We start from the raw sequence: 17,421 nt of genomic DNA, 5'->3' as shown, positions 1-17,421 counted from the left end.
TGAGGCCAGGTAGAGACTAGTGGGGAAGTGACAGATTTATTTGTTTTGATAAATAAATCTATCTCCTGTTCTCTTTCTCACAGACTATGTCAAGTGCCCGTCAACCGCGCATATTCCGCATCCAGATAGGCATCCACCGCTTCCACATCCAGCGACCCCGCCATGTAGTAGGCTTTGACTTCCTTGATCGCCAGCGTCCCGAACCGGGTCCAGGCCACTAGGTTGCTGCGCAACATGAAGGCGACGATGTTGCCGCCCGAACGCAGGGCCGCATCGGTGGTATCGACCAGGCACAACGTGCCGTGGCCGATCAGCAGCATCCGGCGTAACTCCGGATTGTTGGCGGAAGGGACGCAATCGCGCCAATCCTGTTCATGATAAAAGCGCTGCTTCACAACCCACATCATTCGGGTGAGCAGTTCGGTGATCAGTACGGGGATCGCCATCGCCAACCCGTGGCGTAAGTCGTAGCCCGACTCGAAGACTTTCACCGCTATGGTCGAAAACGTCTGGCGATGCTGTCCGAAAGAGCCCACATTGATAAATTGCAGCAGCGAGTAGAAGGGCATTGGAATGCCTGAACCGCGCCCGGCGTTCACTTTGCCGCGCCCGCCCGACGAGCCGGCCATGTCGGAAAACAAATGCCCCAACCAATTCATAAAACCGGCAAATACCTTGGCGACTACGTTGCTGCCGCTGAGCTCGAAGGTGTCAGTATTGATGCTGATCAGCTTCCCCTTGTCGACGAAGTGCGCTGTGTTGCTGAACTGATCGAGGATGGAAAAAAACATTCCGACCAGATCCGGGGAATGGCCGAGGCTTTTGACGTGATGGTTGCTGAGCGACATATTCTTCACAGCTCCGCCCGTGTCATGGCTGGTGCCGTGGTCGTAATTGATCTTGAACTTTTTCTCGAGAAAACCTATGGCGCTGGCGGTCTCTTGGCCAGGCTTGCCCGGACCTTTCCAGCCGTTAAACTTGGCAAACCGCTGCACCGCGTTGTCGGTCTGGTTGTCTGCCCACTTGCTCAGCGCCCCTTTCCCGGGGACTCCGACGAACAGCACATCCACCAGGCCGCCGATCAGGCCGCAGGTGCCGGCAATCATGTAGTCGTATTTGTCGCAGGCCGCCGCTTTTATCGAAAATTCGTCCTTGATGCGTTTCTCCAGCGCAATGCGCTGGCTGTCGGTCATCAAGTCGCGGAACGGGTCTTGGGCGAAGGCGAGGTCGTGCCGCGTGGCGTAGTTCTCCAACTGCGACAGGTAGGACGGCCAGTCGGTGTCGGCATCGATGTCAATGGTGTCGAGCAGGGCTAGGGGTTGCAGCGTCGTTTGATAGTCCGACGGTGCATCCAGCAAGTATTCATCGAAGACCACCAGGTCCTGCTCTTCGACGACGAACACTGTGTCCTGCTCGTTGACAATGCTCTGCGCCTGGGCCAGCAGACTGTCGAGCAGTGTGTCGTTGCTGCGCTGGTCCTGGCTCAAGCTGTTGAGAGAGCTGAGCATACTGTCCAGATGAGCATTGGTCTTGTCGAGCTGGTGCTGCTGGACGAGCATGGCCTGCGCCTGATCGTCCAGAAAGCGCTTCTGCGTCATGAGAACAGACCGCTCAGTTTCTCACGCGCCTTGCCGGCAACGTCTGCCGCCGTGCCTTTGAGAACGTCGCTTACGTTGAAGTAACCAACGGCCTCGAAGGCCCTGGCAAGGCTTTCCAGATCCTTGCTGTTTTTATCGCGTTTAATACCGAGTTTGGTCACCGTTTGTTCTTCGGCGTCCTTACTGGTGACCACGACCGAGCGTTCCTCATAGAAGCCGCGGATGAAGTCATAGAGTTCGGCTTTGGTCGGTTCGCGAGTCAGCGACTTGAGCTTGCCTTCGTCCAGGTACTGGGCGCAGCGCAATTTGGTCGCGCTGGCCTGGGCGGAGTTGGATTTGTCGGTCAGTACCGTGCCGGCGCCGGTCATTTGCGTCATCAGGCCCAGTAGCTTCTTGATTTTCTCGTCCTGAGCGCCGTGGGCCAGGATGTATTCGTTGAGTTTGCCGGTGATGAAATTGATGTCTTTCATCACTAGGGAAATGGTCAGTTGGGTTTGTTTGATCACTTCATTGAGCATCAGCTCACGACGCTTGGAGCGGGTCAGCTCGTTGGCGCCAGTCAGCTTGCGCACGCCGGCATAGGTCCCTACGCCGATCAACACTGCGACGCCTATGCCCGTCATCATTCCTGACATTCCGAGCAAACCACCCATGCCCAAGCTAGCCAGACCAGACGTCAGCCCGGCGGCGGACATGCCCACCACCGACCCCGACAAGTACACCGCCGCCAAGGGAGTGCCTACGGCCGCAGCCTTGGCGGACAGTAGTTTGAGGGCCGAGACAATCTGGTCATCGGTCATGTCATCGCGAAGCATGTCGTGGTCGTTTTTGATTGCCAGCACGGCCAGTTCGATCTCTTCATCGCTGACTAATAACAGCCCGCGGTGTTTTTGCAGAAACCCGAATGCGCCAATATCCCGGCCACCGGTGCTGTAGAAGAGATTGATCAGATCCTTGACCAGGGAAATATGCAGCGCCTTGATTTGACCGCCCGGGCTGTGGTTATCGATTCGGGCCAGCAAGGTTTCCAGGGGGATTTGCGCATTGCTGGAGCCCATGTAGGCCCTCAGGGTAAAGCGAGTTTCGGGGCTCAGGTCCAGACGCGTCATCAACTGCAGGATTTCAGCGAATTCCTTGTCATCGATTATGTCGTCGTTGTCATAAGCCATATTGATGACAGCCTGGACGTAGGCCACTTTCAGCGCTTCGCTCAGTTCATCGATGGAAACTAGTTGGCGCTCTTCCCTGTACTCGCCGAAGTCCTGCACACAGGCTTGTAGCGTTTCCGCCAGTTTGCGGTAGTTACAGTTCAGTAGGCCGGTAATGGACAGGCTGCTACCTTCGTTGCGGTGGATCAGCAGCGACACTTCGATTTTGTCACTCTTGCTGCCGGTGACAGTTTCAACGTATTCCGCCGAGGCAATCGAGGCATAGGGAACATTGACTGGATCGGAGAACGAAGCGCGATAGATGAGCTGTTCACCAGTGAACAGAATGCCGTCCTTGCCGCTGCCCAGCAGTGTGTTATCGAGCAGGGCGACCACGTTGGAAGGGTTGCCACCGAAGGCGAATGATTTGACTGCGTTGTTGAGTTTTTTTTCGTCGATCTGCGGAGCGATGGACATTTTGTTCGAAACGCTGCCGAGGTTCTCGCGCAGGTAAACGTTAACGTTGGTCATCTCACGTCCTTGTCAGTAGTGATCAGTGGCTTTTTGCCATTAACGGAATCTAACAAGATGTGTCGTCCGGGTACAGACCTATCGATTGTTGACTGACGATGGCAGCCACAAAAAGTCCCCGTCTTTTTTGTCATTGCGGCGCTGTTCTTCGAGCACGTTCATTGGGCACGAGAGTATCCACGCTGTAACAGATGCAGGCGGGTAAGCGAGGCTGAAAAGTTGCCTGTCCAGAATTCGAGCGATTGATCAGCATTCTCGGTCATTCCCTAATCTCTTCCAGACCGATAGAGCGGTGAAGGTCACCATGGCTGAGGACGAAATCCTTGTCTTTATCTCGACCGGCTTGAGCTGACGGTCGGAGAGGCGGAGGCAGGCATGAGAGCTACCTCTGTCAGCGTTTTGGTATCCCAAAACAATGACTCGGATGGCTTGGAATACCATGGGAATACTCAACCGGTGAGAACTCACGACTCCTCTGCTGAGCTCAATGGCCCTGAAACCCCCGTATTTACTGGATTTCAGGCACAAAAAAAGACGTCCGTGGACGTCTTTAGATGATGAAGTGGTGGAGCCGGGGGGATTTGAACCCCCGTCCGCCAGTACTCCGCTGTCGGTACTACATGCTTAGCCGTGTCTATTAAGTTAACCCTCAGCGACCCGACGGGCAGGGTGCTTTGGGCGAGTTGTGTAAGTTTTAGCCGATTCGTCCACAACGTACTGCACGGCGATTCCGTTCTATATGACAATCACTTTGGGTTTACGGACATCCCCTGGTGATTGCTGGACCCGAAGGTACCAGAAGGGAAGGGCTAAGGCTGCTTACGCAGCGAGAGCGTATTCCCCGTAGGTTTCGTCATTGGCAACTATAGGAAGTTGCAACAGTGGATTTACGAGTTCTGTTACCAACTCGGCATGCACCTAAAGTTTCGCAACCGGCGTCGAATCCTAAACGGCCCCGAGCCTGTAGCTCCGTGAATCAACTGGAGCGACAAGCCTGTGCAGTGTACGCCAATACGCGGCTGAGGCCAACCCGAAGGTTGGCCTGACGCGAGGTTACTACTGATCGCCTTTGGTGTTGTTCTGCAATTTCTGAATGGCCTGAGTGGTCAGCGAGATGCAGTTCTTGGTGCCTTCCTCGGTGCCTTTGGCCTGTTCCGCCGTGGCTTGTCCGACGGTGGCGTCAATTTCGGTTTTCATGCCTTCGCTCATCTGCTCGGTGCTGACCTGGGCGTCTTTGATTTTCTGCAGATTGATCTGGCAAAGGTCTGCCTGGTTATCTGCGAACACCGGAGAGGCCAACAGCGCAGCGGAAATGAACAAGCCAGCAAATGCAGTGTGCTTCATGTGTATCTCCTTGAACGTTTGGTCTCGGTGCTGCCGGACATCGCCGCCAGGCCCGAGTCGGTAAAGGGCCCAACGGAGCTGGGCCTATTCAAGTGACTACAGCGAAACGTAGGAATTCGATTTTTCTTCGGGTGCGATGGGGAGCCCCTCAGCATCAGCAGATTTGGGCCGGGTGACGCGATCCACCAGATACACCAGGCCGTGGTAGTCGATTTCGCCATGGCGCGTCAGACCGATCTCGCAGGTGCGGCTGGTGGAGACGCCTTCGCTGCAATACTGCACCGCATCCTTGAGCGTTCGCAGTGAGTGGGCGTTGAGCTCCGGTGTGGTGAAGCCTTTGTCTCCGGCAAAACCACAGCAGTGGATGCCTTCGGGGATCACGACTTGCTTGCTGCATTTGCGCGCCAGGTCGATCAGCGCCTGGCTCTCGCCCAGGTGCTGGGTACTGCACGTGACGTGTACGGCAATCGGTGCATCCTGCGGGGTGAATTCGAGACGGTCCATTAAGTGCGTACGAATGAAACGCACCGGGTCGTACAGGTCCAGTCGAACATTTCCCAGGTCCTGGACCAGACGCAGCGTGCAAGGGCTGGTGTCGCAGTAGATCGGGTCGATCCCGCCGCGGCTGGCGTGGAGCAGGGCGCCGATCAACTCCTGGCGTTTGTGCTCGGCCTGTTCCGCGTAGCCTTTGGATGCGAAAGGCTGGCCGCAGCACAGGCTGTCCACGTTGTCTGGGAAGACCACTTGATAACCGGCTTTTTCCAGCAGTCGTTGGGTTTTTTCATACAGCGACATCTGTTCTTTGTCACCCGCCGCCGGCGCCATGGCGCGCGACACACACGCGGCCAGATAGACCACGCGCGGGCGTTCGTCGCAGACGGCAGGGCTGAAGCGAATGGCTTTTTCCGGCTGCGGCATGGCGTTGTCCCACTGGGGAACCTGACCCTTCGACAGCCGGGTCAGGCCGGCTGACAGGCGGGCCAGTCGCGGCGCGCCCAGCAGCATTCGGGCACCGTTGGCGACGTGCAGGGTAAAGCGTGCGCCTTGCAGGGCGATGGCGAAATTGCTTGCCAGCCAATCGGCGGTTTTCGTACGTGTTGCGCTGCGGCTACGGAGTTTTTTCACCAGCTCGCCGGTGTTGATGCCGACCGGGCAACGTTGTGCGCATAACCCGGTGGCGGCGCAGGTGTCGATGCCGTGGTATTGGTAGGCCGTTTCCAGCGCTGAAGTGTCGATGCCTGCGCGCTTTTTCGCCTGGATGTCCCGCCAGATCACGATGCGTTGGCGCGGGCTCAAGGTCAGGTCTTTGGACGGACAGACCGGCTCGCAGAAGCCGCACTCGATGCACTTGTCCACTATCTCGTCGGCCGCCGGCAGCGGCTTGAGGTGCTTGAGGTGAATTTGTGGATCTTCGCTGAGCACCACGTCCGGGTTGAGGATGCCGTTAGGGTCGAGCAGGCGTTTGAGTTGCCACATCAACTGGTAGGCGTCGCTGCCCCACTCCAGTTCGACGAATGGCGCCATGTTGCGGCCGGTGCCGTGTTCGGCCTTCAACGAACCGCCGAACTCCACCGCCACCAACTGCGCCACGTCATCCATGAATGCTTGATAGCGCGCAACTTCTTCGGCGTTGTTGAAGCCTTGGGTGAAGACGAAGTGCAGATTGCCTTCCAGCGCGTGTCCGAAAAGAATCGCTTCGTCGTAGTGATGTTTGTCGAACAGCTCAATCAGGCGGTTCACGCCAAGGGCCAGTTGCTCGACCGGAAAGGTCACGTCTTCGATGATCACCGTGGTCCCGGTTTTGCGTACCGCGCCCACCGCAGGGAAAGTGTCTTTGCGGATGGCCCAGAGTCGCGCGTTTTCTCGCGGGTCTTCGGTGAAGTCGACCTGTTTTTCCACGGGGAAACCGGCCAGCGATGCCATGATCCGGGCCAGTTGCTCTTGCAGCAAAGATGACGAAGCTGCGCGGGATTCAATCAGCAGGGCGCAGGCATTTGTCGACAGATGCTGTACGAAATCCGGCATGCCCGGTTTGTCCTGCACCGAACGCAAGCTGCGCCGGTCCAGCAGCTCCACCGCCGATACCGGTTGGCTTTTCAACACCGTGACTGCATGGCAGCAGGTTTCCACGTCCGGGAAGACGATCAGCGCCGAGGCTTTGTTCGGGTGATCGATGACGGTGTTGTAGGTCACCGCGCTGATGAAGCCGAGCGTGCCTTCGGAACCCACCAGCAGGTGGCTCAAGATATCCACAGGCTCGTCGTAATCCACCAAGGCATTGAGCGACAGGCCAGTGGTATTTTTCAGACGGTATTTGTGACGAATTCGAGCCGCCAGTTCGGTGTTGGCGCGGGTCTCGCGGCCAAGGGTTGCCAGACGTTCCAGCAGCTCGCCATGGCTTGTACGAAAGGCCGCCACGCTGGTTTCATCTTCAGTGTCCAGACGGGTGCCATCGGCCAGTACCAGGCGGATGCCGGCGAGGGTGTGATAGGTGTTTTGCGCGGTGCCGCAGCACATACCGCTGGCATTGTTGGCGACGATGCCGCCGATCTTGCAGGCGTTGATCGATGCCGGATCGGGACCGATCTTGCGGCCGAACGGTGCCAGCCAGGCATTGGCCTGGGCGCCGATCACGCCGGGCTGCAAGCGGATCTGCATGCCCTCGCCGCGAATTTCGCGAGCGTTCCAGTTATCCCCCAGCACGATCAGTACCGAGTCGCTGATGGCTTGCCCGGACAGGCTGGTGCCGGCGGCGCGGAAGGTGACTGGGACCTGGTCGCGTTGGGCCAGTTTCAGCAGGGCGATCACTTCATCTTCGGATTCGACGCGTATCACCAGTTTCGGAATCAGCCGATAGAAACTGGCGTCGGTGCCGAAGGCCAAGGTCGACAGCGGGTCGTCGAAACGGCGCTTTGGCGGGATCAGCTGCTGTACGTCGCGCAGGAAAGGGGCCGGAAGCGTCATTGGTCCTCCAGAATCAGAACCACCAGATCCTTCGGACCATGGGCGCCATAGGCCAGTACCTGTTCGATGTCGGCCGTCTTGGAGGGACCCGAGACCAGCAGGGCGTTGGTGGGCATGCCCTGGGCCCAGGCGAATTCCTGTTGCACTTCATAGAAGTTGTCGCGGATTTCGCTGGCCTTGAGCAAAGCAAAATGCACCGGCGGAACCAGGCTCATCAACCGCGGTTCTTCCCGCGTCGGCCAGAGAATCAGGCTGCCGGTTGCCGCGATTGCACCCAGGGTCCCGGTCAGGCTGGCGGGGGTGTCGTTGAACAGTTCGGCTTTCCATTGCTCGACAGGCCGGTCGTAGGCCTTGAGCGTTGGCAGCTCGGGATTGTTCGCCCAGAACTGTGTGATTTTTTGCCCGTGAGGCGTCGTCGGGGCGATGAGCAGGCTGGGTAATTGACGGTCGCGCAGCAACTGCGCCAGCAGCGCCGGCCAACCTTCGCCAGACGTCAGATGGATCTCGGTGTGCACCGCTTCCATCAGTTTGCGCAGTTGAGCGATGCGCTCCTCGGGGGCGTAGCGATAGGTTTTCGTCACCAGGTCGACATCGAAGTTGTCGGCCACTGGTGTGGTGCCGGTCAGACTTTTACGCAGCTTGGCGAGGATATTGTCCTTGGCGCTCATCGACGGTCTCCCTGCTGGTTCAGGTGTTCGCGGGCCAGGTCATGCAATGAGCGGGCGGCGGGTTTGGGGGCGCTGTGGTTCTGCGTCCATGGGCCGACGTTGTCGGGCGTCAGGGCGCGCAGGCGCGTGGCGAGGAAAGCGAACAGCCGATACAGGCGCGGCGAACTGTTGAGTCGGGCCCAGGCATTCCAGATGAAGCGCTCCTTGGGCGAATACTTACTGCCCTGGCCACGCATCACCGGGTTTGGACTGTCCGGTGCCTTGACGTTTTCTTCGCGCAGGCGCCGCAACAGCGCCGGAATTGGAATCTTCACCGGGCACACTTCGCCGCAGGCACCGCACAGTGAAGAGGCGCTTGGGTGGTCCGGCACTTTGGCCAGGCCCACCATGTGCGGCGTGATGATTTTTCCGATAGGCCCCGGGTAAACCTCGCCATAGGCATGACCACCGATGCGGGTGTAGACCGGGCAATGATTCATGCAGGCGCCGCAACGAATGCAGTTCAGGGTCTGGCGCAGTTCGCTGTCGGCAAATGCCTGGCTGCGCCCGTTGTCCAGCAGGACCAGGTGCACTTGCTGGGGGCCGTCCAGTTCGTCGGCCTTGCGTGGGCCGGAGATCATGTTGACGTAGGTGGTGATCGGCTGGCCGAGGGCCGAGCGGGTCAGCAGCGAGAGCAGCGGCACCACGTCCCGCAGGTTCTCCACGACTTTTTCGATGCCGGTCACGGCAATGTGAACCGGTGGCACGGTGGTGGACATCCGCCCGTTGCCTTCGTTTTCCACCAGCAGCAACGTGCCGGTTTCAGCCACGGCGAAGTTGACGCCGGAGACGCCGATGTCAGCTTCGAAGAATTTCTGCCGCAAGACCTTGCGACCGATCTGAATGAGTTGGTCAACGTCCTTGGTGTACTCCACGCCAAGTTTGTCGTGGAACAAGGACGCGACCTGACCGGCGTTCTTGTGGATCGCCGGCATAATGATGTGTGAAGGCTTCTCGTGGTCGAGCTGGACGATGTATTCCCCCATGTCGGACTCGAGACATTCGATGTCCCGACCCTCGAGGAAATGGTTCATCTCCATCTCTTCGCTGACCATCGATTTGCCCTTGATCACTTGCCGCGCCTCGTGAGCGCGGATGATCGAGAGGACGATGCCATTGGCTTCGTCCACCGTTTCCGCCCAGTGTACTTTCACACCGTTGCGGGTCAGGTTGGTTTCAAGCTGCTCGAGCAGGTCGGGCAACTTCGATAACGCACGAGCGCGGACGGCATTGCCCAGCACTCGCAGATGTTCTCTTTCGTGGGCATCGCTGAAGGACGCTGCCCGCTTGGTCATCAGTGAATCCATCGCTGTGCGAAAGTTGTTTCGCAGTTGCGTGTCGTCCAGCGCCTTGTGGGCCCGGGCGCGAAAATCTTCCTGCACCTCAACGGTTGGAATCAGCGTCGGTGTGCTCATACGACACCCCCGGTGCGCTGCCAGAGGAAGCTCGCCAGGTGCTGTCCGCGTAACGCTTGCTGCTGTTTCTCCAGGGCGCCATTGATATTCATCAGGCAACCGCAGTCGGCACTGACGACCTGGTGCGCGCCGGACTCCTTCAGCGCGCGGGTCTTGTCGGCCACCATCGCGCCGGAAATATCCGGCATGCGAACGCTGAACGTCCCACCAAACCCACAGCATTCACTTTCATGGCTGTGTTCGACTCGCTCCACGTTGTCCAGCTGCGCCAGCAAGGCGCGGCCATGCAGGTGGGTGTTCATTTCCCGTCGTGCCGAGCAGGAGGTGTGCAGCGCGACCTTCACCGGTTCGCCCCTGTCGTTCAACTGCACTTTGCAGACAAACAGCAGGAACTCGGCCAATTCATAGGTCCTGGCCGCCAGGGCCTGGACCTGTTTGAGCGTATCGGGCTCGTCCTTGAACAGGTCGGCATAATGCTCGCGCAGCATGCCGGCACAGGAGCCCGACGGCACCACCACCGGATAATCTCCGGCAAACAACGCCAATTGCGCCCGCGCTACCGTCCGGGCCTGCTCGGTGTAACCGGAGGTGTACGCCGGTTGCCCGCAACAGGTCTGCCCTTGCGGGTAGTCCACCCGTATCCCTTCGCGCTCCAGAAGATGAATCGCATCCATCCCGGCTTCGGGATAGAACAGGTCCACCACGCAGGTTCCGAACAGGTAAACCCGTTCGGGCTTGTTGCTGGGGTACTGCCGAGGCTCGGGCAATGGCGGGGCGACACGGGTCGCATTCGGCACGGCGTTGTAAAAAAGCTCGCTCATCAGGCGTGTCTCCGGGTGGTCCCGGTTATCCGTCCGCTGAGGCTGCTGAATATAGATAAGGAATCTTTCAGCAGCCTTGCAGACCCGGTTATCAATAGCAGACGCCGAATCGTGGTTCGGCGTCGTTCTTTTTCGGTGTTAGCTGTCGTGCTTAGTGCACCAGCATGCCGGTGAACCAGTAGGCCTGGGCCAAGGTGATCAAGCCCACGATCGTTGCAAAGAATAGGCTGTGTTTCAGGGTGAAACGGAACAGATCCGATTCCTTGCCCACCAGGCCGGTCGCAGCGCAGGCCACGGCAATGGACTGTGGCGAAATCATCTTGCCGGTCACGCCGCCACTGGTATTGGCTGCCACCAGCAATGTGTCGTTGACGCCGATCTGGTGCGCGGTGGTGGCTTGCAGTGAGCCGAACAGCGCGTTGGACGAGGTGTCGGAACCGGTCAGGAATACTCCCAGCCACCCCAGGAAGGGCGAGAAGAACGGAAACGCCGCGCCCGTGCCGGCCAATACCAGGGCCATGGTGGACGACATGCCCGAGAAGTTGGTGACGAAGGCGAACGCCAACACCATGCCAATGGACAGGATAGGCCAACGCAGCTCGTAGAAGGTTTCTTTTAAAGTGGTAAGACCAGTTCTGAGGTTGATCTTCAGCACCAGCATCGAGATCAATGCGGAAAAGAAAATCGCCGTGCCGGTGGCGGAAATCGGATCAAGTTTGAAGATCGCCGGGATGGCTGTTGGATTGGTCACGATCGGCGCGACCTTGATCACCATCTGATCCAGGTGCGGGATGGCGAAATTGAACACCCAGCCGTACATCGATCCGCCCGGGGCGAACATCGCCTTGAACGGTTTGAGCGTCCAGATCGTCACCAGCACGGTGAGGATCAGGAACGGTGACCAGGCCTTGAGGATTTCTCCCAGGCTGTAAGGGGACGCCACGGTGCTGCGCGGCTGGCCGAAACCGCCGACGCTGGCGGTAATGGCTGCGCTGGAGGTGGCGCCGGCAATCTGGGCGCCTGCGGTGCGTTTTGGCTGCCAGATTTTCAGGAACAGAGTCAGGGAAACCAGGCTGGCCAGGGCCGACGTGATGTCCGGCAGTTCCGGGCCGATGAAGTTGGAAGTGAAGTATTGGGTGATGGCGAAGCTCAAGCCTGCCACCAGCGCCGCCGGCCAGGTTTCCCGAACGCCGCGCAGGCCATCCATCATGAACACCAGCCAGAACGGTACAAACAGCGACAGCAATGGCAATTGACGGCCCGTCATGGCGCCGATCTTGAACGCGTCGATCCCGGTGACCTGGCCGGCCACGATAATCGGAATGCCCAGGGCGCCGAAGGCCACGGGGGCGGTGTTGGCGATCAAGCACAGGCCCGCAGCGTACAGGGGGTTGAAGCCCAGGCCGACCAGCAGCGCCGCGGTAATCGCTACCGGCGCGCCGAAGCCGGCGGCACCTTCCAGAAATGCCCCGAAACAAAAGCCGATCAACAGCACCTGAAGGCGCTGGTCATCGGTGATCGACAGCACCGAGCTGCGGATCACTTCGAACTGGCCGCTCTTGACGGTCAGTTTGTAGAGAAACACCGCCGCGACGATGATCCAGGCGATAGGCCACAGGCCATAGGCAAAACCATAACCGGCAGCAGCGAACGCCATGTCCGCCGGCATTTGAAACGCGAAGATCGCCACGGCAATCGCCAAGGCCAGGGTGATGCTGCCGGCCACATGTCCCTTGAGGCGAAACACCGCCAGGGCCAGGAAGAAAAATACGATGGGGATGACGGCCGCAAGTGCGGACAAGCCGAGGCTGCCGAGCGGGCTGTAGAGCTGTTGCCAGGTTTGCATAGTGGGTGGGCCCCTAATTGTTGTTGGTCAGGCACTGGTCAGCGATTTTGGATAATTGGTAAGACCAATTTACAAGCGCTGTCGGCTAGGGTAAAAGCCTTGGTTGTCGCATGTCAATTTGCCGCTCTGAAACTTTCGTCGAATGAGTGCGGCCGATGGCATCTGATCTGTGGGTCGAAGTGGCTTCTGGAGGGTGTCGGCGGGGCGCGGATAGGCGAGAATAGAGAGCCCGGCGAGCCGTCGGGATCGTGGAGAGTCGAGTTATGGGGTTTGATCAGATTCGTCAGCGCCGTTTGTCTGACGATATTGTCGAGCGGCTTGAAGGAATGATCCTTGAAGGCACGCTGAAATCCGGCGAACGCCTGCCTGCCGAGCGTGCCTTGGCCGAGCAGTTCGGCGTGTCACGCCCTTCGTTGCGCGAAGCGATTCAGAAACTGGCGGCCAAGGGTTTGCTGGTCAGCCGCCAGGGCGGCGGCAACTATGTGGTGGAGTCGCTGGGCTCAACCTTCAGTGATCCCCTGTTGCAGTTGTTGGAAAGCAATCCTGAAGCGCAACGTGATTTGCTGGAGTTTCGCCATACGCTGGAAGCTTCCTGCGCTTACTACGCGGCACAGCGGGCCACGGACGTGGACCGCGAGCGGCTGACGGCGGCGTTCGAGGAGCTTCAGGATTGCTATTCACGCCATGAAAATGTGAGTCGGGCTGAGGAGGGTGCGGCGGATGCGCGGTTTCACCTGGCCATCGCCGAAGCCAGTCACAATGCAGTGTTGCTGCATACGATTCGGGGTCTGTTCGATCTGCTCAGGCGCAACGTCGTCACCAACATTGGCGGCATGTACAAACAGCGCAGCGAAACCCGAGACATGCTCATCAGCCAGCATCGGGAGTTGTACCAGGCCATTATGGGCGGGCACGCCGAGCAGGCGCGGGAAGTCTCCAGCCGGCATATTCTGTATGTGCAGGAAGTGTTGGAGGAGGTGCGTCAGGAAGTGCAGCGGGTGGCGCGGGCGGAGCGGCGCAAGGGGATGTAGTCGGTGGGTTCTATAGTGATTGGACCCTTGTGGGAGCGAGCCTGCTCGCGAAAGCGGTCTGTCTGACACATCAAGGTTGCATGTGCCTCCGTCATCGCGAGCAGGCTCGCTCCCACATTGGATCTTCAGCGAACGCATAACCCAGGCGAAAGAATCAGTCTTCCTTGCCCTTGTTGCGTACCGCGCGTTGCAGCTCGCGACCGGCGTCGCGCTCGCGCTCGGTATCACGCTTGTCGTATTCCTTCTTGCCTTTGCCCAGCGCAATTTCGCATTTGATCAAATGCTTGCTCCAGTACAACGACGTGCAGACGCAGGCGTAGCCTTTTTGCTGCACGGACGCGAAGAGCTTTTCCAGCTCGCGCTTGTTGAGCAGCAGCTTGCGCGAGCGTGTCGGATCGGCGATCACGTGGGTGCTGGCGGTGGTCAGGGGCGTGATATGGCTGCCCAGCAGCCAGGCCTCGCCGTCCTTGAGCAGCACATAACTGTCGACCAGTTGCGCCTTGCCTGCACGTAAGCTCTTTACTTCCCAGCCGGCCAGGACCATGCCAGCCTCGAAACGTTGTTCGATGAAGTAGTCGTGTCGCGCTTTTTTATTTTGCGCGATGGTCCCTGTGGGGTGTTTCTTCTGTTTAGCCATAGGGGCGGCATTATAGGCAGTTGCGGGCGTGTCGGCTACGGTGAAGCTACGTGCTTGAGCAGGTTGAATGAATCCCGGACAATGCGGCCTCTTTTTCGAACGCTTGGGCGTGATCACGATGTCGACAGACAAGGTTTCTGTCCACGGCAGTTGGGCTAGCCGCTGGGTCTTCATATTCGCCGCAACCGGTTCGGCCGTGGGGTTGGGCAGTATCTGGAAATTTCCCTACATGGTCGGCGTCTATGGTGGCGGTGCCTTTGTATTGATGTTTCTGGCGTGCATCGCGCTCATCGGCGCGCCGGTGATGCTGGCCGAAACCCTCATCGGTCGTCGCGCCCGGCAAAGCCCGGCCAATGCCCTGAAGGTGCTGGCAGTGGAGGCCGGGCACTCGGCCAAGTGGTCGTGGGGTGCGTTTGCCGGAATGATCACGGCGCTGCTGATCCTGTCTTTCTACAGTGTGGTCGGCGGCTGGTCGCTGGACTACATCATCGATATGGGGCGCGGGGACTTTCAGGGGGTGACACCCGATCAGGTCGGCGCCTACTTTGGTGATGTGATCTCCGATCCCTGGCGGCTGACACTTTGGCATACGATTTTCATGCTGCTTTCTGCGGTAGTGATTGCCCGCGGGGTGGTTGCGGGGCTTGAGCGCAGCCTGCGAATCATGATGCCGCTGCTGTTCGTGATGATCCTGGTATTGCTGGGCTACAGCATGACCACCGGGCACTTCATGGAAGGCGTTCACTTCATGTTCGATTTCCAGCCGGAGAAAGTCATGGATGGCCTGCTGCCGGCCATGGGGCATGCGTTTTTCTCCCTGAGCGTGGGGGTGGGCTCGATCATGATCTATGGCGCCTACATGCCCAAGAGTGCCTCGCTGACCAAGACCGTTGTAGGTGTCGCGCTGCTGGATACCTTTGTATCGTTGCTGGCCGGGCTGGCGTTGTTTCCGATTGTTTTCGCCGCCGGCCTGAACCCCAGCGAAGGGCCGGGGCTGATGTTCGTCAGCCTGCCATTCGCTTTCGGCAACATGGCATTTGGTCAATTCATGGGGGTGGTATTTTTTCTCCTGGTGGCCATTGCTGCCTGGAGTTCGGCCATTTCCCTGCTGGAACCCATGGTCGCTTATCTGGTGGAGCGAACCCGGCTCAGTCGCGCCTGGGTGACGTTCTGGCTGGCCTTTACCTGTTGGTTCGTTGGCCTGGGGACGGTGTTTTCCTTCAATATATGGAAGCAAGCGAAGTTTTTCGTGAACGAAGGCGGGATGTTCCATCTCTACCAGTGGGGAGCAACCGGAGGGCTGGATTTCTTCGGCGTGATTGATTTCTTCACATCACGGATCATGCTGCCGCTGGGTGGTTTGTGTTTCGTGGTGTTTGCAGGATGGGTCATGGGGCGTGAGGCGGTGCGTGACGAATTGTCGTTGCGCAGCCCTGTACTGTTTACCTTGAGCCTGTTCTTGATGCGCTATGTAGCGCCCATCGGCATTCTTGTAGTGTTTGCCGCCCAGCTGTGGAAGTGACGCTTACATGACGACACATATTCAACGCTCGGCCTTGCTGCCCTATCCGGCGCAGGCGTTGTACGACCTGGTCAACGATGTGGCAAGTTACCCGCAATTTTTGCCTTGGTGCTCGTCCGCCGAAGTGCTCGAAAGCTCTGAAGCCCATATGCGCGCCAGGCTCAATGTCGCCAAGGGCGGATTGAGCCAGCACTTTGTCACGCGCAACACCCTGGTGCCTGGACAGTCCATTGAAATGAACCTGGAAGAGGGGCCTTTCAATCAGCTCCACGGCGTCTGGGTGTTCAAGGCGCTGGGAGAGAAGGCCTGCAAGATCAGCCTGGATCTGTCGTTCGACTATGCAGGTCCGTTGGTGCGAGCCACGCTGGGGCCGTTGTTCAATCAGGCGGCCAATACCCTGGTCGACGCGTTCTGCCAGCGCGCCAAGCAAAACGCCGAGCTTGCCCGTTGATTGAGCTGGAAGTGGTGTATGCCGGCGTCGATCGTCAGGTCTTGCGCGTATTTTCCGTGCCGGAAGGCACCAGTGTTCGGGCGGCGTTAGAGGCGTCCGGCATTGCTGCTGAGTTTCCGCAACTGGATCTGGCCACTTGCCCGGTGGGGATTTTTGGCAAGGTGGTTGCCGATCCGGATCGCCAGGTGGTGCGGGCGGCTGATCGACTTGAAATTTATCGACCGTTATTGGCAGATCCAAAAGAGATTCGGCGGCTGCGTGCCGCCAAGGCCGCCCAGGCGCGCCAAGCTGATCAATAGTCAGCTCTGAATTGCAGGCAATAAAAAACCCGGTAAGCCGGGTTTTTTATTGAGCAATTTATTGCGGCGAAGTATCCAGTGGTTCTGGCGTCGGGACCGGTACGGTCTCGACGTTGTCCACGTCCTTCTGGATCTGATCGAGCAACGAGCCTGGCTTGACCGGTTTTTCCGGTTTCGGCTGCTCGGCATTCTGGGTTGGGTCGGTCACCGTAGTGCCGCTGTCCTGGCCCATAATGGCCTCGTCGCGGCTCACGCCGGGCATGAAATCGCCAGACAGGCTGACAAGTTGGTCATTGGCGTTGAAGATAACGCTGATGCGTTCCTGTTGGCGTTCACCACCACCTGGTTGCAGGCTGTACAAATAATCCCAGCGATCGGCATGGAACGTGTCGGTCAGCAGAGGGTTGCCCATGATAAACCGTACTTGCCGACGGGTCATTCCCGGGCGTAACTGGTCTATCATGTCCTGCGTGACGACATTGCCCTGCTGGATGTCGATTTTGTAAACCCCGGGGAATGAACAACCGGCGAGTGCGAGCAGTCCCACAAAGGTGAAACTGGTTAGCAAGAGCTTGGTGTTTTGCATCGGTGGGCGACTTCCACTATCTTGGCTGGGACAACGTAAACGCCGATCATACCCGCATTAAGAGAAGCTGCGAAGCAGCATCGCGAGAAAGCTGACCATGGTTGAAAATAGCGAACTACGCAAAGCCGGCCTCAAAGTGACCCTGCCACGGGTCAAAATTCTGCAGATGCTCGATTCCGCCGAGCAACGCCACATGAGTGCCGAGGATGTCTACAAGGCGCTTATGGAAGCTGGCGAGGACGTCGGTCTGGCCACGGTTTACCGTGTCCTGACTCAGTTCGAGGCGGCGGGGCTGGTGGCTCGTCACAATTTCGATGGCGGTCATGCGGTCTTTGAATTGGCCGATGGGGAACATCACGACCACATGGTGGACGTGGAAACCCGTGAGGTCGTCGAATTCACTTGTCCGGCAATCGAAAAGCGCCAAAAGGAAATTGCTGAAGAGCATGGCTTCGAGTTGATCGATCACCATCTCGTCTTGCATGTGCGCAAGAGAAAGCCGGTTTAAAGCTGTTGAAACG

The 17,421-nt window shown here is 58.5% G+C and carries 15 protein-coding genes and 1 other RNA gene; 5 read left to right on the top strand and 11 right to left on the bottom strand.

The genetic code is table 11. The annotated features are described in order from the left end of the window. Positions 1 to 89 precede the first annotated feature (89 nt). From AC3I65_RS22645 to AC3I65_RS22605, 9 genes are all read right to left on the bottom strand, one after another. On the bottom strand, positions 90 to 1,598 hold the full coding sequence (locus tag AC3I65_RS22645; protein ID WP_076383519.1) for a hypothetical protein: 1,509 nt from the start codon (positions 1,596 to 1,598) through the stop codon (positions 90 to 92). Further along, positions 1,595 to 3,277 (bottom strand): hypothetical protein, encoded by a 1,683-nt coding sequence (locus tag AC3I65_RS22640; protein ID WP_305466833.1) that lies wholly within the window; start codon positions 3,275 to 3,277, stop codon positions 1,595 to 1,597. The genes AC3I65_RS22645 and AC3I65_RS22640 overlap by 4 nt, the downstream gene beginning before the upstream one ends. A 563-nt stretch (positions 3,278 to 3,840) precedes the next feature. Further along, positions 3,841 to 4,234, bottom strand: a transfer-messenger RNA (tmRNA) gene (gene ssrA, locus AC3I65_RS22635). 99 nt (positions 4,235 to 4,333) lie between these two features. After that, on the bottom strand, positions 4,334 to 4,621 hold the full coding sequence (locus tag AC3I65_RS22630; protein ID WP_047229080.1) for a hypothetical protein: 288 nt from the start codon (positions 4,619 to 4,621) through the stop codon (positions 4,334 to 4,336). Positions 4,622 to 4,717: 96 nt separating this feature from the next. Continuing rightward, positions 4,718 to 7,585 (bottom strand): FAD-binding and (Fe-S)-binding domain-containing protein, encoded by a 2,868-nt coding sequence (locus AC3I65_RS22625; protein WP_305466831.1) that lies wholly within the window; start codon positions 7,583 to 7,585, stop codon positions 4,718 to 4,720. Then, positions 7,582 to 8,253, bottom strand: coding sequence for a LutC/YkgG family protein (locus AC3I65_RS22620; RefSeq protein ID WP_076383522.1), 672 nt, complete (start codon positions 8,251 to 8,253; stop codon positions 7,582 to 7,584). Before AC3I65_RS22620 ends, AC3I65_RS22625 begins: the two co-directional genes overlap by 4 nt. Beyond that, positions 8,250 to 9,707: a LutB/LldF family L-lactate oxidation iron-sulfur protein gene (locus tag AC3I65_RS22615; protein WP_047229077.1), complete on the bottom strand. Its 1,458-nt coding sequence runs from the start codon at positions 9,705 to 9,707 to the stop codon at positions 8,250 to 8,252. Before AC3I65_RS22615 ends, AC3I65_RS22620 begins: the two co-directional genes overlap by 4 nt. Then, positions 9,704 to 10,528, bottom strand: coding sequence for a (Fe-S)-binding protein (locus tag AC3I65_RS22610; protein WP_188251002.1), 825 nt, complete (start codon positions 10,526 to 10,528; stop codon positions 9,704 to 9,706). Before AC3I65_RS22610 ends, AC3I65_RS22615 begins: the two co-directional genes overlap by 4 nt. Before the next feature lie 151 nt (positions 10,529 to 10,679). After that, positions 10,680 to 12,374 carry a lactate permease LctP family transporter gene (locus tag AC3I65_RS22605; protein ID WP_076383524.1) on the bottom strand — a complete coding sequence of 565 codons (1,695 nt, stop codon included), beginning with the start codon at positions 12,372 to 12,374 and terminating at the stop codon, positions 10,680 to 10,682. Between the two features lie 263 nt (positions 12,375 to 12,637). On the opposite strand from AC3I65_RS22605, the gene AC3I65_RS22600 reads away from it, so the two are divergent. Further along, on the top strand, positions 12,638 to 13,405 hold the full coding sequence (locus AC3I65_RS22600; RefSeq protein ID WP_047229074.1) for an FCD domain-containing protein: 768 nt from the start codon (positions 12,638 to 12,640) through the stop codon (positions 13,403 to 13,405). A 154-nt stretch (positions 13,406 to 13,559) separates the two neighbouring features. Here the strand turns inward: AC3I65_RS22600 and smpB are convergent, their stop codons facing one another. Further along, the gene (smpB, locus tag AC3I65_RS22595) at positions 13,560 to 14,042 is read right to left on the bottom strand and encodes an SsrA-binding protein SmpB (protein ID WP_047229073.1); all 483 of its coding nucleotides are present in this window, start codon (positions 14,040 to 14,042) and stop codon (positions 13,560 to 13,562) included. A 118-nt stretch (positions 14,043 to 14,160) separates the two neighbouring features. On the opposite strand from smpB, the gene AC3I65_RS22590 reads away from it, so the two are divergent. From AC3I65_RS22590 to AC3I65_RS22580, 3 genes are read left to right on the top strand one after another with little or no spacing between them, the layout of a single operon-like run. Continuing rightward, positions 14,161 to 15,564 carry a sodium-dependent transporter gene (locus AC3I65_RS22590; RefSeq protein ID WP_047229088.1) on the top strand — a complete coding sequence of 468 codons (1,404 nt, stop codon included), beginning with the start codon at positions 14,161 to 14,163 and terminating at the stop codon, positions 15,562 to 15,564. A 7-nt stretch (positions 15,565 to 15,571) separates the two neighbouring features. After that, positions 15,572 to 16,015, top strand: coding sequence for a type II toxin-antitoxin system RatA family toxin (locus AC3I65_RS22585; protein WP_047229072.1), 444 nt, complete (start codon positions 15,572 to 15,574; stop codon positions 16,013 to 16,015). Then, positions 16,012 to 16,314 (top strand): RnfH family protein, encoded by a 303-nt coding sequence (locus tag AC3I65_RS22580; protein ID WP_107321859.1) that lies wholly within the window; start codon positions 16,012 to 16,014, stop codon positions 16,312 to 16,314. Before AC3I65_RS22585 ends, AC3I65_RS22580 begins: the two co-directional genes overlap by 4 nt. 58 nt (positions 16,315 to 16,372) lie before the next feature. Here the strand turns inward: AC3I65_RS22580 and AC3I65_RS22575 are convergent, their stop codons facing one another. Then, complete coding sequence (locus AC3I65_RS22575; RefSeq protein WP_047229070.1) at positions 16,373 to 16,900, bottom strand: outer membrane protein assembly factor BamE; 528 nt, start codon at positions 16,898 to 16,900, stop codon at positions 16,373 to 16,375. Between the two features lie 97 nt (positions 16,901 to 16,997). On the opposite strand from AC3I65_RS22575, the gene fur reads away from it, so the two are divergent. After that, positions 16,998 to 17,408: a ferric iron uptake transcriptional regulator gene (gene fur / locus AC3I65_RS22570; RefSeq protein WP_076383526.1), complete on the top strand. Its 411-nt coding sequence runs from the start codon at positions 16,998 to 17,000 to the stop codon at positions 17,406 to 17,408. Positions 17,409 to 17,421 lie beyond the last annotated feature (13 nt).

It is taken from the genome of Pseudomonas sp. N-1-13 (genome assembly GCF_057787095.1).
The sequence above is the reverse complement of the archived record's forward strand: the minus strand, read 5'-3'. Positions and strand labels throughout refer to the sequence as shown.

What these genes read in the sequence shown, in the direction of transcription:
- AC3I65_RS22645 (WP_076383519.1), bottom strand. Translation starts at nt 1,598, where the DNA reads ATGACGCAGAAGCGCTTTCTGGACGATCAGGCGCAGGCCATGCTCGTC.
- AC3I65_RS22640 (WP_305466833.1), bottom strand. Translation starts at nt 3,277, where the DNA reads ATGACCAACGTTAACGTTTACCTGCGCGAGAACCTCGGCAGCGTTTCG.
- AC3I65_RS22630 (WP_047229080.1), bottom strand. Translation starts at nt 4,621, where the DNA reads ATGAAGCACACTGCATTTGCTGGCTTGTTCATTTCCGCTGCGCTGTTG.
- AC3I65_RS22625 (WP_305466831.1), bottom strand. Translation starts at nt 7,585, where the DNA reads ATGACGCTTCCGGCCCCTTTCCTGCGCGACGTACAGCAGCTGATCCCG.
- AC3I65_RS22620 (WP_076383522.1), bottom strand. Translation starts at nt 8,253, where the DNA reads ATGAGCGCCAAGGACAATATCCTCGCCAAGCTGCGTAAAAGTCTGACC.
- AC3I65_RS22615 (WP_047229077.1), bottom strand. Translation starts at nt 9,707, where the DNA reads ATGAGCACACCGACGCTGATTCCAACCGTTGAGGTGCAGGAAGATTTT.
- AC3I65_RS22610 (WP_188251002.1), bottom strand. Translation starts at nt 10,528, where the DNA reads ATGAGCGAGCTTTTTTACAACGCCGTGCCGAATGCGACCCGTGTCGCC.
- AC3I65_RS22605 (WP_076383524.1), bottom strand. Translation starts at nt 12,374, where the DNA reads ATGCAAACCTGGCAACAGCTCTACAGCCCGCTCGGCAGCCTCGGCTTG.
- AC3I65_RS22600 (WP_047229074.1), top strand. Translation starts at nt 12,638, where the DNA reads ATGGGGTTTGATCAGATTCGTCAGCGCCGTTTGTCTGACGATATTGTC.
- smpB (WP_047229073.1), bottom strand. Translation starts at nt 14,042, where the DNA reads ATGGCTAAACAGAAGAAACACCCCACAGGGACCATCGCGCAAAATAAA.
- AC3I65_RS22590 (WP_047229088.1), top strand. Translation starts at nt 14,161, where the DNA reads ATGTCGACAGACAAGGTTTCTGTCCACGGCAGTTGGGCTAGCCGCTGG.
- AC3I65_RS22585 (WP_047229072.1), top strand. Translation starts at nt 15,572, where the DNA reads ATGACGACACATATTCAACGCTCGGCCTTGCTGCCCTATCCGGCGCAG.
- AC3I65_RS22575 (WP_047229070.1), bottom strand. Translation starts at nt 16,900, where the DNA reads ATGCAAAACACCAAGCTCTTGCTAACCAGTTTCACCTTTGTGGGACTG.
- fur (WP_076383526.1), top strand. Translation starts at nt 16,998, where the DNA reads ATGGTTGAAAATAGCGAACTACGCAAAGCCGGCCTCAAAGTGACCCTG.